Annotated in this window: 15 protein-coding genes and 1 pseudogene; 10 read left to right on the forward strand and 6 right to left on the reverse strand. The window is 67.4% G+C overall.

Annotated features, from left to right (window positions below; genetic code table 11):
- The first annotated feature begins 185 nt into the window (after positions 1-185).
- Positions 186-473 carry a hypothetical protein gene (locus tag ACIRRA_RS16995; protein WP_402768415.1) on the forward strand — a complete coding sequence of 96 codons (288 nt, stop codon included), beginning with the start codon at positions 186-188 and terminating at the stop codon, positions 471-473.
- Between the two features lie 161 nt (positions 474-634).
- Here the strand turns inward: ACIRRA_RS16995 and ACIRRA_RS17000 are convergent, their stop codons facing one another.
- Complete coding sequence (locus ACIRRA_RS17000) at positions 635-994, reverse strand: Rv2640c family ArsR-like transcriptional regulator (RefSeq protein WP_402768714.1); 360 nt, start codon at positions 992-994, stop codon at positions 635-637.
- A 102-nt stretch (positions 995-1096) separates the two neighbouring features.
- On the opposite strand from ACIRRA_RS17000, the gene ACIRRA_RS17005 reads away from it, so the two are divergent.
- From ACIRRA_RS17005 to ACIRRA_RS17025, 5 genes are all read left to right on the forward strand, one after another.
- Complete coding sequence (locus ACIRRA_RS17005; protein WP_402768418.1) at positions 1097-1666, forward strand: ArsI/CadI family heavy metal resistance metalloenzyme; 570 nt, start codon at positions 1097-1099, stop codon at positions 1664-1666.
- A gap of 67 nt (positions 1667-1733) precedes the next feature.
- Positions 1734-2108 carry an ArsR/SmtB family transcription factor gene (locus ACIRRA_RS17010; RefSeq protein ID WP_402768421.1) on the forward strand — a complete coding sequence of 125 codons (375 nt, stop codon included), beginning with the start codon at positions 1734-1736 and terminating at the stop codon, positions 2106-2108.
- On the forward strand, positions 2105-2827 hold the full coding sequence (locus ACIRRA_RS17015; protein ID WP_402768424.1) for an aquaporin: 723 nt from the start codon (positions 2105-2107) through the stop codon (positions 2825-2827). Before ACIRRA_RS17010 ends, ACIRRA_RS17015 begins: the two co-directional genes overlap by 4 nt.
- A 16-nt stretch (positions 2828-2843) precedes the next feature.
- Positions 2844-3314: an arsenate reductase ArsC gene (locus ACIRRA_RS17020; protein WP_402768427.1), complete on the forward strand. Its 471-nt coding sequence runs from the start codon at positions 2844-2846 to the stop codon at positions 3312-3314.
- A complete protein-coding gene (locus tag ACIRRA_RS17025) occupies positions 3311-4303 on the forward strand; it encodes a TauD/TfdA family dioxygenase (protein WP_402768429.1) in 993 nt (330 codons plus the stop codon). Before ACIRRA_RS17020 ends, ACIRRA_RS17025 begins: the two co-directional genes overlap by 4 nt.
- Positions 4304-4645: 342 nt before the next feature.
- Here the strand turns inward: ACIRRA_RS17025 and ACIRRA_RS17030 are convergent, their stop codons facing one another.
- On the reverse strand, positions 4646-4954 hold the full coding sequence (locus tag ACIRRA_RS17030) for a hypothetical protein (protein ID WP_402768432.1): 309 nt from the start codon (positions 4952-4954) through the stop codon (positions 4646-4648).
- On the opposite strand from ACIRRA_RS17030, the gene ACIRRA_RS17035 reads away from it, so the two are divergent.
- From ACIRRA_RS17035 to ACIRRA_RS17050, 4 genes and pseudogenes are all read left to right on the forward strand, one after another.
- Positions 4938-5195, forward strand: a complete 258-nt coding sequence (locus ACIRRA_RS17035; RefSeq protein ID WP_402768435.1) for a DUF222 domain-containing protein — start codon at positions 4938-4940, stop codon at positions 5193-5195. The two genes, ACIRRA_RS17030 and ACIRRA_RS17035, sit on opposite strands and share 17 nt — an antisense overlap.
- On the forward strand, positions 5152-6129 hold the full coding sequence (locus tag ACIRRA_RS17040; protein WP_402768438.1) for a DUF222 domain-containing protein: 978 nt from the start codon (positions 5152-5154) through the stop codon (positions 6127-6129). Before ACIRRA_RS17035 ends, ACIRRA_RS17040 begins: the two co-directional genes overlap by 44 nt.
- Before the next feature lie 156 nt (positions 6130-6285).
- A complete protein-coding gene (locus tag ACIRRA_RS17045) occupies positions 6286-6618 on the forward strand; it encodes a ClpX C4-type zinc finger protein (RefSeq protein WP_402768441.1) in 333 nt (110 codons plus the stop codon).
- Positions 6619-6656: 38 nt separating this feature from the next.
- A pseudogene (locus ACIRRA_RS17050) lies at positions 6657-6992 on the forward strand (helix-turn-helix domain-containing protein); the annotation flags it as partial.
- 59 nt (positions 6993-7051) lie between these two features.
- Here the strand turns inward: ACIRRA_RS17050 and ACIRRA_RS17055 are convergent.
- Genes ACIRRA_RS17055 through ACIRRA_RS17070 form a run of 4 tightly spaced genes read right to left on the reverse strand, consistent with a single transcriptional unit; the run spans position 7052 to position 12439 of the window.
- The gene (locus ACIRRA_RS17055; RefSeq protein ID WP_402768444.1) at positions 7052-7831 is read right to left on the reverse strand and encodes an SDR family NAD(P)-dependent oxidoreductase; all 780 of its coding nucleotides are present in this window, start codon (positions 7829-7831) and stop codon (positions 7052-7054) included.
- Complete coding sequence (locus tag ACIRRA_RS17060) at positions 7828-9573, reverse strand: amidohydrolase family protein (RefSeq protein ID WP_402768446.1); 1746 nt, start codon at positions 9571-9573, stop codon at positions 7828-7830. Before ACIRRA_RS17060 ends, ACIRRA_RS17055 begins: the two co-directional genes overlap by 4 nt.
- A 6-nt stretch (positions 9574-9579) precedes the next feature.
- Positions 9580-11241 (reverse strand): class I adenylate-forming enzyme family protein, encoded by a 1662-nt coding sequence (locus ACIRRA_RS17065; RefSeq protein WP_402768449.1) that lies wholly within the window; start codon positions 11239-11241, stop codon positions 9580-9582.
- Positions 11242-11299: 58 nt separating this feature from the next.
- Complete coding sequence (locus ACIRRA_RS17070) at positions 11300-12439, reverse strand: serine hydrolase domain-containing protein (RefSeq protein ID WP_402768451.1); 1140 nt, start codon at positions 12437-12439, stop codon at positions 11300-11302.
- Positions 12440-12460 lie beyond the last annotated feature (21 nt).

Genomic DNA, 12460 nt, shown 5'->3' on the forward strand with positions numbered 1-12460 from the left:
AGGCCGCCCGGGTTCGCGTATCCAAGCACAGATTCCGGACGGAGGGGCCACTATCGGCTCCCCCGGCCGAGCATCCGACGCCACCCGCGGAACCCCACCCGATTTGAAGCAATGCCACTTCATACCGAACCTTCACGAACTACAGTGTTCGCAAATCGATACTCTCCCGCCACGGAGGACCAATAGTGAACATTGCCAAGCGTTTTGGTGCAGCAGCCATCGTCTCGATCGCGCTCGCGGCGGCCGCGCCCGCCGCTACAGCAGCGGCAGCACCCGCTCCCGCCCCCATCCAACCCGTCGTCGCGACGCCGGTGGCCACCACCGGCTCAGCCCTCACCGACGTCCTGACCGCGCCCATCCTCTTCCCACTGGGCTTCCTGGTCCTCGTCTTCTGCGGCGGCAACCCCCAGCCCACCTGCCCCATGGCGCAGATCTACAACAACGCCGCCACCGGCTCCGGCGTCCACAACTGACGCGAACACGACAGGCTTGCATCGGCGCAGCCCGCTCACGAAAAGCCCGCCGCGCCAATGCATTCTCACCGCCAACGACTCCCCGCTACCGGCACCCGAGGCAGCCCGAACCACCGAAAGCCTCTGATAACCAGGGCTGTTCGCGGATCCTGACCGCCGGGCTAGCGGCAGCAGTTCGGGTCGAGGACGACGCACAGCGCCGCGAGGGACGCGCGCTGGGCACGGTGGTAGGTGTTCATGCCACGGCGTTCGGACTCGACCAGGCCGGCCTTCTTCAGTTGGCCGAGGTGGTGACTGACGGTGGATTCGGCGAGTGCGACGGCTGCGGCCAGGTCGCCGGTGTTCTCCTCGCCGTGGGGGCTGGCGAGCAGGAGGGACAGAAGTTTCACGCGGGCCGGGTCGGCTATGGCCTTGAGGCGCAGAGCGATTTCCAGGGCGGCGGCGTCGTCGACGGGGCCGGCGGCGACGGGGGCGCAGCAGACCGGGGCGGACATGTCGATTACGGGCAGCGCCTTGGGCATGCGAACGAGATTACCCACCTCCTTGACATATGTCGAAATAGTGGCGCAGACTCGGCCACACCAGCTCTTCGACATATGTCTCACAAGTGGAGGTACGGTCTCATGTCCCGTGTTCAGCTCGCTCTCAACGTCGACAACATCGACCAGGCGGTGGCGTTCTATTCGACCCTGTTCCAGGCCGAGCCGGCCAAGCGCAAGCCCGGTTACGCGAATTTCGCGATCGCCGAGCCGCCGCTCAAGCTGGTGCTGATCGAGAACCCGGGGCACGGCGGCAGCCTCAACCACCTCGGGGTCGAGGTCGAGTCCAGCGACCAGGTGCATGCCGAGATCGCCAGACTGTCGGCGGCAGGCATGTTCACCGAGGAGCAGATCGCGACCACCTGTTGCTTCGCCACCCAGGACAAGGTGTGGGTCACCGCACCCGACACCGAGCGCTGGGAGGTCTACACCGTCCTGGCGGACAGCGAAACCTTCGGCACCGCACCGGTATTGGAATCCGGCGCAACCGCCGACGACGCACAAGCGATGGCAATCTGCTGCGGCACCACCGAAGAAACGGTGGCCGAGGGGGCTTGCTGCGGCACCACCGGAGACGCCGCCGCCGAGGGTGGTTGCTGCGGCAGAGCGGCAAAGGCGGATGCCGTGGCCTCCGGGGCATCCTGCTGCGGCTGAGCCCGCACCGAGTCGTTCACCAGGCGTTCGCTTGCCCATGGATTTCGACATCCATCAATATCGACGAGTGTCGAATCGAGTGCTTTCGCTGGCCGTGACCTCACCCGCGTGTGAGGTCACGCCCCTGGTCCGCGAACCGTTGACAGCGCAGGCCGCCACGGAGCTGGCCGCGGCGTTCAAGGCGTTGTCGGACCCGATCCGTTTGCGGCTGCTGTCGGTGATCGCCAGCCACACCGGACAGGAAGCCTGCGTGTGCGACATCTCCGACGGTTTCGACGTCTCCCAGCCGACCATCTCCCATCACCTGCGGGTATTGCGCGAAGCGGGGCTGCTGTCGAGCGAGCGGCGCGGGTCGTGGGTGTACTACCGGGTCGAAGCCGCCGCGCTGCGCCGGCTTTCGGCACTGCTGGACATCGCGCTCCCCGAGGCGGTGCTCCGATGAACACGCTCAAACGACGTTTGCTGGCCGAGTTCATCGGCACCGGCCTGCTGGTGTGCGTGGTGGTCGGCTCCGGCATCGCCGCCCAGCAACTGTCAGCACACGATCTCGGTCTCCAGCTGCTGGAGAACTCGACCGCCACGGTATTCGGGCTGGGCATCCTGATCCTGATGCTCGGCCCGGCTTCCGGCGCGCACTTCAATCCTGTTGTCTCGGCCGCGGATTGGTGGGCCGGACGCCGCCGCGGCACCGGGCTGAGCGCCACCGACCTGGTGGCCTATATCGGTGCGCAGATCCTCGGCGGGATCGTGGGGGCGGTGCTGGCCAACATCATGTTCGACCAGCCCGCCGCCCAGATCTCCACACATCACCGCGTCACCACCGGCCATCTGGTCGGTGAGGTGGTCGCCACGGCCGGACTGATCGCGGTCATCTTCGCGCTCGCGCGCACCGGCCGCGCGGCGCTCTCGGCCGCAGCCGTCGCCGCCTACATCGGCTCGGCCTACTGGTTCACCAGCTCCACCAGCTTCGCCAACCCGGCCGTCACCGTCGGGCGTGTCTTCTCCGACACCTTCGCCGGGATCGCCCCCGCGTCGGTGCCCGCATTCATCGCCGCCCAAATTCTCGGGGCCGCACTCGGTTTCGTCCTGATCGGGCTGCTCTACCCCGATCCCGTACCGGCGGACGACATCGTCACACCCCACAACGTCCGGACCTCCTGAAAGGCCGTCCCAGCCGATGACCGCCACACCCAGCGTGCTGTTCGTCTGCGTCCACAATGCCGGACGCTCCCAGATGGCCCAGGGCTTCCTCACCCACCTCGCCGGCGACGCGATCGAGGTCCGGTCGGCCGGGGCCGCGCCCGCCGAGACCATCAACCCCGCCGCAGTCGAGGCGATGGCCGAACTCGGCATCGACATCACCGCTCAGACACCGAAGATCCTCACACCCGACACCGTGCAGACCTCCACCGTCGTCATCACCATGGGCTGCGGCGACACCTGCCCGTACTTCCCCGGCGTCGACTACCGCGACTGGCAGCTCCACGATCCCGCGGGCAAGAGCGTTGCCGCCGTGCGGCCCATTCGCGATGAAATCCGCACGCGTGTAGAACAACTCATCGGCGAACTGCTGCCGGCCGGACGGACACCGCTGTCCAGTCCTGAACCGGCCCCGACGACCACCTCTCGATCAGGAGCACCCGCATGACGGCCGCCCCCTACCAACCTGTGGAATCACCGGCCGTGTGGCACGGCGCGGATCTCGGCGATCCCGCCGAGTGGGCGACAGTGCTCACCGATGCCCAGCGCCGGGAGATCGCCGATACCGCCCGCGCCGCCATTGCCGCGGGCCTAACCGCCGCGACGGTGCGACGCGAGGACTTCCCGCTCCCGGGGCTGACCGAGCCGCTGCGGGAATGGAGTGCCATCCTCGCCCACGGGCGCGCGTTCGTGCTCATCCGGAGCTTTCCGCAGGATCTGCTCACACCGGCCGAAACCGAGCTCGCCTATGTGGGTCTCGGGCTGCATCTGGGCACCCCGGTCAGCCAGAACGCCGCCGGCGATCTGCTCGGCCATGTGCGGGACGAGCGGATTGCCCGTGACAGCCCCGCGGTGCGGCTCTACACCACCAAACAGCGTCAGGACTTCCACACCGACGGCTCCGACCTGGTCGGGCTGCTCTGCCTGAATGCCGCGAAAACCGGTGGGCAGAGCCGCATCGCCAGCTCCCTGGCGGTCTACAACCACATCCTCGCCGAGCGACCGGACCTCATCGACGTCCTGCGGCAGCCCTTTCACTGGGAACGCAACGACGAGCAATCACCCGGCGAGACACCGTATTTCACGCTGCCCGCGATCCACGACATCAACGGCACGCCGCGGATCTTCTACATCGGCTGGTACATCCGCGACGCCCAGCGTCACCCGGACGTCCCGCCCCTGACCGACCTGCAGCTCGAAGCCATGCGGATGCTCGAGGACACCGCCAACGACCCGCGCTTCTACCTCCCGATGGAGTTCGCCCCCGGCGACGTGCAAATCCTCAACAACGCCAAGATCCTGCACTGCCGGGAGGCGTACACCGACCACGAGGACCTCGAACGGCGGCGGCACCTGCTGCGTCTCTGGCTCACCGCACACACCTTCGCCACCGTCGAGGATCTCCTCCGGGACGGCATCCCGCCGCGCCGCGACTGACCCGAAACAACCAGCACGCCTCGCGAATTCACCGCCCGACCGCTACTGCCTCGAGGTCCACGGATTCCACCCCGACGAGGCAGCCCGGCGGCGAGCGAGCATGTCCAGATGCGGAACGAGTGCGGCGAAATAGCGTTTCGCCTCGCACCGCCCGTCGCACGACTCGTGCGATTCCAGCCCGCGCCGGGCGACCTCCAGATTTCTGGACCGGGTAATCGGGGACCTCGTGTGAGATTGGTTGAGACACTGCTCATCTCCCCCGATTGCGACGGTGCCGACCAGGCTGCCGCCCTGCCGCCACTCGGACTTCGACGTAGCCGCCGCCAACCCGCCGTAGCCGGATCAACCTGCGATGGTCGCGTGCGGTTCCGAGGTCTCCGACCACTGGCGGCGCTGCCCATAGGCGGGATACTGCTGCTGTTCCGGCTGCCCGCAGGGAAATACACCATCATCGCGGCCTGCGGGCTCTGCTACGCGGTGGTCATCTTCCAATCCGTGCGCATGGATGATCTCGCTCAGAACGCCGGTAATGCCGTCAGCCTGTTCGTCACGCTCGGCAGCGTCGCCGCCCTGGCCGCCAGCAAAGAGACGAGACGCTGGCTGGCCGCGGGAAGCGCATCCCACGCACGCGTCGGTGCGGGTGAAGATCACCGGCCAGTGCGGAGAGTTCTTCGAACCCTCCGGTCACCTGCGCCCGGCCGCGTTGGAGAAGACCGCCGAAGCCTTTGAGGCAGGCGCTATCTCACGCGATCATGTCCGCAACATCATCGACGTCATGAACCACCTGCCCGCGAACATCCCCGCCGAGACCCGCACCGAAGCCGAGGACATCCTCGTCGGCCACTGCCGTGTCGGCTGGCCCTCGGTCGCTGCTGGCCTTCGCCGCCGATGACCTGCCCAAGATCGGTCGCGACATCCTCGCCCGTGTCGACCCGGACGGCAAGGTCGTCTCCGACGCCGACCGCCGTCGTCGGCGTGGCCTGATCCTGGGTCGTCCCGGTGTGGACGGCATGTCGTGGATCGAGGGCTGGATCACCCCTGAACTGCGTGCCCTGCTCGATGCTGTGCTGGCGAAGTTCGCCCGTCCGGGCATGTGCAACCTCGAAGACCCCGAAAGCCCCACCGCGACTACCGGTGTCATCGATTCGAAAGTCCTCGAGGTCGCCGCGCGTCGTGATCGTCGCGATGCGGGGCAGCGCACCCACGACGCGCTGTTCGCGTTGCTGCGGCCCGGCCTCGACCCCGCCGAGCTCGGCTCCCACCGCGGCCTGCCGGTCCAGACCATCCTGACCGTGAACCTCACCGACCTCGAGCGCGGAGCCGGGGTCGCGACCACCGCTTCGGGCGGCCACGTGAGCATCGACGAGGCGTTGAAGCTGGCCGAGGGCACCCGCCCGGTGCTGGCGGTCCTCGACGCGGACGGGCTGCCGCTCTACTTGGGTCGCTGCCAGCGGCTGGCCAGCCCTGCCCAGCGCCTGGCACTTATCGCCCGCGACAAGGGCTGCACCCGCCCCGGATGCGATGCGCCCGCGTCGATGTGCGCGGTGCACCACATCACCGACTGGGCCGAAGGCGGCCCCACCGATCTGACCAACCTGACCTTGGCATGCGATCACTGCCATGCGCTGGTGAACGACAGTGCCGAGGGTTGGAAAACCGTTGTCATGGGCAAGGATTCCCCTTATCGGGGGCGGACCGGTTGGATTGCCCCGATACGTCTCGACCCGACCGGCACCCCGCTGGTGAACGATCGACATCATGTGGGGCAGTGGGTCGCTGCTGCGATCGAATCCAGTCGCCTGAGGTGGGGTTCACGGGTGGCGTGATTCCCGCACTGTTCGTGTCCTGCTGGCGTGCGCAGGACACGGGGAAGTGTTGCGTCGGCTAGTTGTTGCGGGTCATGAGGTTGTTTACGACAGCTTGTCAGGCATTGCCTGACGCGCCTATCCTTTGTCAGGAATGCCCTGACGAAAGGTCTGATCGTGAACCACTGCTCCTTCTGCAAGCGCTCGGCTGACAACGTTGACACCCTGGTCGCCGGTACCGGTGTCTACATCTGCAACGACTGCGTGTCCCTGTGCGCCGAGGCCGTGAAGAACAAGCCGGCCGGACTGGATCGCGCCACGCCGATATGGAAAGGCGTCGACGACGAGGCGTTGCTGGCGCAGTTGCCGCGCATCGAGGCGATACGCCACCTGGTCGACGACGATCTGCGCTCCTGGGTCGGTGAGGCCCGTCGGCGCGGCATCTCGTGGGACCGGATCGGGGAAGCCCTTGGGATGCGTCGTCAGTCGGCATGGGAACGGTTCGCGTGACCCCTCCAGGTTGCCGGGGCAAGGCTGGGACACCCCGGGTGCCACACGCAAACGCGCCGTTGAGCCCCGAGGGCAGACGTCGCCTGGTGCAACGTTGCGAAACGAGGCCGATCGCTCGCGTAGCCGCTGAGATGGGGATGTCCAGGGCGACCGCGTCGAAGTGGGTCAATCGCTACCGCGATTACGGAGACATCGGACCGATGGACCGTTCCTCGGCACCATACAGCCAGCCGACGGCAACCCCGGCCGAGATCGTGGTGCGGATCGAGCAATTGCGCCGCGAGCACAAGTGGTCGGCGACCAGGATTGCCCACGAGCTGTGCGCTGAAGGGGTTGCCGTTTCCCGCCGCACCGTCAGTCGGCACGCCCACCGGAATATGACCGACCCGCCCTGGGCTGGAACGTGTTTCGGGGCCCAGGGCGGGTTCTCGGCTCAGCCCGCGAGCTTTGCCAAGTTCGGGAAGTTGCTCAGCTCCCAGCCGCCGTCCACCACCATGTCGATGCCGGTGATGTAGGAGGCGTCGTCGGAGGCGAGGAACAGACTGGGGGCGGCGATCTGTTCCGGGGTGGCGGGCGCGCCCATCGGGATGCGATCCAGGAACATCTGTTTGGCGGGCTCGTAGCCCATGACCGCCGCGACCAGCGGGGTGTCCACCAGCCCGGGGAGGATGGCGTTCACCCGGATGCGGAACTGGGCCAGCTCCAGGGCCGCGTTCTTGGTGAACATGACCACGCCCGCCTTGCCGGTGGAGTAGGGGCTGCCACCGGGCATGGGGACGCGGGCGTCGAGCGAGGAGATGTTGACGATCGCGCCGCCGCCGGTCGACTTCATCAGGCGCGCTTCATGTTTGGTGCACAGGAAGACGCTCTTCTGAATCAGGTCGATGGTGAAGTCCCAGTCGGCTTCGGTCAGGTCGGTGACCGCGCCGATTCGGGACGCGCCCGCCACATTGAAGGCCGCGTCGAGGCGGCCGAAACGGGTTGCGGCGGTGGCGATCCCGGCCTCCACCTGGGCTTCGTCGGTGACGTCGGTGACCACGGGCACGAAGGCGTCGCCGAGTTCGGCGGCCTTCTTCCCGAGGCCGGCCTCGTCGATGTCGAGGCCGACGACGTTCGCGCCCTCGGCGATCAGTGCGGCGGCGATGGCTGCACCGATACCGGAGGCCGCCCCGGTGACGACCGCGGCACGGCCGTCGAATCTACGGGCATTCATCGGCCACCTGCCCGCAGGAATTCGCCGGTGCGTTCCTTGCCCAGGGTGTCGGCCTTCTCCCCCAGCCCGAAGACGAACTCGCCGTTCACCAGCACCGCGGTGACGGTGTCGTCATTGCGGTTGACCATGCGGGAGAGATTGTCGAACTCCGGAATCGGGTTCTCGGCATAGGCTTCCAGGCTGTCGTCCAGCCTCGCCGGATCGATGATCAGCACATCGGCCCGATCGCCCTCGCGCAGGTGCCCGGCATCCAGGTGGTACCAGTCGGCCAGCTCGCCGGACACCCGGTGCACGGCGTGCTCGACCGTCATGAACGGCCGCCCCGCCTGTTGCGCCTTGTGCACACGCTTCAGCAGCCGCAGGCCGAAGTTGTAGAAGGCCATGTTCCGCAGATGCGCGCCGGCGTCCGAGAAGCCCAGCTGCACGCTGGGATCCGCGGCCAGCACATCCAGCACCTCGGGCCGGTGATTGGAGATGGTGGTGCGCCAGCGCACCTTGGGCCCGTACTCCACCACCAGATCCAGGAAGGCGTCAACCGGATGCACGCCGCCGCGATCCACGCCGACCTGACCGAAGGTCTTGCCGATCACGCTCGCATCCGGGCACTCGGTGATCTCGGCGTCGAAGAAGTCTCGATGCCAGACCCGCGGACCCCACTTCTTGTCGTAGTCCTTGCGGAACCAGCGGCGGTAGTTCTCATCGGCCAGCAGTTCCCGGCGCTCCTCCAGCTGGTTCGACAGGTGCAGAGCCGCGGCGCCGGAGCCGAATTCCTCGAACACCGGCAGATCGATGCCGTCGGAGTACACCTCGAACGGCACCGGCAGATGCTGCCAGCGGAAGTCGCCGCCGAGCCCGTTGATGATCCGGCCCAGCAGCGGAAAGACCTTCACCACACCGGGAATCGCCTTGATGTCGGCCGCCGACAGCAGGCTCACCTTCAGCTTGGGCCGGAAGAAGCCCAGGCTGCTGGCTGCCATGCCGAGCATGCTCTGCGGCTTGGCGACGTCGGGACCGCCCTGCAATGCCCGCTTGCGATCGCGCAGAATGCGATTCAGCCGCCGCCGTTCCTTGGCGGTGGCATAGGTCGACGGCAGCGTCCGCGACCGGCACACCTCGCCGTCCAGCTTGTCGAACAGCAGCTGCTGCGAGGACATGCCGACGAATCCGGCGTCCAGCGCCTCGGTCAGCTTGTGCTCCATGGCCGTCAGCTCGGACTCGGTCGGCTGCACATCCGGATCGGTGGCCCGCTGCAAGCCCAGCTGGGACGCCCGGATATCCGAATGACCGATGAAGGCAGCGACATTCGGGCCCAGCGGCAGCGACTCCAGCGCCGTCACATAGCCGTGCGCGCTGTTCCAGGTCTTCAGCGCGTCCACCGCCTCGACCACGTGCTTGCGCGGAATCGCCTCCACCCGGCCGAACAGGTCACCCGCGTCCGAACCGCCGACATGCACGGTGGACAGCGAGCACGACCCGAGCAGCAGCGTGGTGACGCCGTGCCGCAGCGACTCCGACAGCGTCGGATCCAGCAGCACCTCCACGTCATAGTGGGTGTGAATGTCGATCATGCCGGGCATGACCCAGCGACCGGTCGCGTCGATCACTCGCGCACAGCTGGTCTCGTCCAGCGGCGCGGCCGACACGGTCGCCACCCGGCCGTCACGGATGCCGAGATTGCGGATGGCCGAGGGTGCGCCGGTGCCGTCGAACCAGCGTCCGTTCTTGATGATGGTGTCGTACACAGGAATTCACTTTCCCAGGGATAGATTGCGGCGCAATACTTTGCCGGTGGCATTGCGCGGCAGCGGATCCGCGGTGACCAGCCAGCGAGCGGGCACCTTGAAATAGGCCAGCTGCCTGGCCACATGCTCACGCAACTCGTCCTCGGACAACGACTCCGGATCGTCGACCACCACGATGGCTGCGACCTCCTGGCCGAGATCCTCGTGCGGGACACCGATCACGGCCGACTCCCGCACCAGCGGGTGCTCGTCGAGGACGTTCTCGATCTCCTGCGGGTAGACGTTCTCGCCACCACGCAGGATGAGATCCGAACGGCGACCGGATATGTAGAGCTTGCCGTCACGCAGGGTGCCGTAATCGCCGGTGCGCAGCCAGCGGTTCTCGTCGATGGCCGCCTTGGTCGCATCCTCGTTGTTCCAGTAGCCGAGCATGACGTACGGGCTGCGGATGCAGATCTCACCCTCTTCACCGTCGGGCACGGGCTTGCCATCGGGGTCGCGAACCTCGAGTGAGACACCGACCACTGCGCGGCCGACGGTCTCGTTGTCGGCGGCCAGCTCCGGCGGGGTTGCCACGGTCGCGGCGGTACCGGACTCGGTGCACCCGTAACTGGTGGTGAGGCCCTGCAGGGCGACCGGGAACCGCTCCCGCAGCCGCTGCACCAGTGCCGGAGACGACGGGGCGGAGTTGAGCGAGAACGCGGTCAGCGAGGACAGGTCGTACTTCGAGATATCCACGCCGAGAATGCGACTCGCCAGCGTCGGCACCGCCGCCCAGTTGGTGACCTTCTCGGTCTCGACCAGCTTCAGCAGTGATTCGGCATCGAACTCGCCCGAGGTCGGGAAGACGACCGCGTCGCCGGTGGTGAGCCGCGGGATCGACAGGTTGTGCAGGCTCGCGATGTGGAACAGCGGCATGGTCGCCAGATAACGGCGACCCGCCGGGGAACCGTCCCACGCCTGCCCGCGGAATCCGGCCGCGAGGGCGTCCATGAACCGGTGGTAGTCGGCCACGGCCACCAAGTTCTGCTGGGTGTGCACCACACCCTTCGGGCGGCCGGTCGTGCCCGAGGTGTAGAGGATGATCGCTGGATCGTCCTCGCCCACTTCCGCGCTCGGATTGCCGCCGGCGAATTCCGCGATCAGCGCGGGCAGGTCGGTTTCCATGGTCAGCACCGGAATGTTCGTACCGGTCTCCGCGGCCAGCGCAGCGCGCTTTGCATCGGCGATCACGACCTTCGGGGCGGAGTGATCGAGGCCGTAGGCGATCTCGCGCGGCACCCACCACGCGTTGTAGCCGACCGGGATCGCACCCAGCCGCTGCGCGGCCCAGAAGGTCAGCACCCACTCGGGGTTATTGGCGGCCAGGATGCCGACGCGGTCGCCCTTGCCGACGCCATAGCGCTCGGCCAGCGCGGCAGCGAGCGCGCTCGCGGCCGCGTAATGCTCGGCGAAGGTGTAGCGGGTTCGCGCGGACACCAGATACTCGCGATCGCCCAGCTCACGGGACGCTTCCAACAGCTCCAGCAGCGATCGGTGGCGGTTCTTGAACACCGGCAGCGGCGCCCCGAGCACCGGCTCGACCGTCATCTCGAACGGCCCGCCCGGCCCGGTCAGCTTCCCGGCCACCTGCGCGGCCAGAGCCTGGAGATCAACAGCGTTGGTCATGAATCAAGTCCTCGAATCCGATTGCGCGAACCTTCGCAGCTTGCCCGAGTGAAGCCCGTCACGCACGTTCCCTCACTGTGTCGAAGGTCGCCTTCATATAGGCGTCGGCCCGCTCGGAGCCGATCAGGCCGGGGGCCATGCGGTTCATGGCGTAGGCGAACGTGACGCGGTGGTCCAGGTCGTTGACGACGTGCGCGCCACCCAGTCCGTTCCACCAGCAGACGCGGCCGTCCGGCACCTGCGGGGCGGTCTGCGCGTGCGGCAGGCCGTAGCCGATGCCGAAGCGCAGCGGCAGCAGGATGGCCAGGTCCACCCCATCGGACTGCTGCTCGAAGATCAGGTCGATGGTCTTGTCCGACAGGAACTTCCGGCCGTCCAGCTCGCCGCCATTGCTGATCACCGACTGCAGCCGGGCGATGGAGCGGGCATTGCCGTGGCCGCCCATGCCGCCCAGCTCCGCCTGCCGCCAGCCCGGGGTCGCGCACTCGGCGAAGTCGAGCAGGGGCTGGAACAGCGTCTTGAACATAACGCTGTCCTGCGGCAGCAGCGACTGATCGAACTCGGGGAGATCCGGCGGCACCAGGGTGGCGATGCGGTCGAAATCGGCTGCGGGCGTGCCGATGTGGAAGTCCGCGCCCAGCGGCTGCGCCAGCTCCTCCGCGAAGAAGCTGCCCAGCGGGCGGCCGGTGACGCGCTTGATCACCGCGCCCAGCAGGTGGCCGTAGTTCATGGCGTGATAACCCGAGACGGTGCCCGGCTCCCACCAGGGTGCCTGCGCCGCAAGGCGATCCGAGGCCGCGTCGATGTCGTAGATGTCCGACAACACGATCGGGGCCTCCCAGCCGGAAACGCCCGAGGTGTGCGAAAGCAGGTGCCGCACTTCGATATCGGCCTTGCCATTGACCGCGAACTCCGGCCAGTAGTGGGCCACCTTCTGGTGCACGTCCAGCTCACCGCGGTCGACCAGCAGCAGCACGCTCAGCGCGACCATGGTCTTGGTAATGGAGAAGGTGTTCACCAGGGTGTCCGCGGTCCACGGCCTGGTCTGCTCGGGATCGGCCCAGCCGCCCCAGAGATCCACCACCGTTTCGCCGTCCACGGTCACGCACACCGAGGCGCCCAGCTCCGCGCCCGACTCCACCTGCTCGGCGAAAGCCGCACGGACAGCGTCGAATTCGACGGCACAGAATCCAGCCACGTCGCGCCCACCCGTCGCCCC

It is taken from the genome of Nocardia sp. NPDC101769 (genome assembly GCF_044766925.1).
Taxonomy (GTDB): Bacteria; Actinomycetota; Actinomycetes; order Mycobacteriales; family Mycobacteriaceae; genus Nocardia.

Excerpts from the sequence above, each read along its gene's own strand:
- ACIRRA_RS17000 (WP_402768714.1), bottom strand. The coding sequence starts at position 994 with ATGCCCAAGGCGCTGCCCGTAATCGACATGTCCGCCCCGGTCTGCTGC.
- ACIRRA_RS17005 (WP_402768418.1), top strand. The coding sequence starts at position 1,097 with ATGTCCCGTGTTCAGCTCGCTCTCAACGTCGACAACATCGACCAGGCG.
- ACIRRA_RS17015 (WP_402768424.1), top strand. The coding sequence starts at position 2,105 with ATGAACACGCTCAAACGACGTTTGCTGGCCGAGTTCATCGGCACCGGC.
- ACIRRA_RS17020 (WP_402768427.1), top strand. The coding sequence starts at position 2,844 with ATGACCGCCACACCCAGCGTGCTGTTCGTCTGCGTCCACAATGCCGGA.
- ACIRRA_RS17025 (WP_402768429.1), top strand. The coding sequence starts at position 3,311 with ATGACGGCCGCCCCCTACCAACCTGTGGAATCACCGGCCGTGTGGCAC.
- ACIRRA_RS17055 (WP_402768444.1), bottom strand. The coding sequence starts at position 7,831 with ATGAATGCCCGTAGATTCGACGGCCGTGCCGCGGTCGTCACCGGGGCG.
- ACIRRA_RS17065 (WP_402768449.1), bottom strand. The coding sequence starts at position 11,241 with ATGACCAACGCTGTTGATCTCCAGGCTCTGGCCGCGCAGGTGGCCGGG.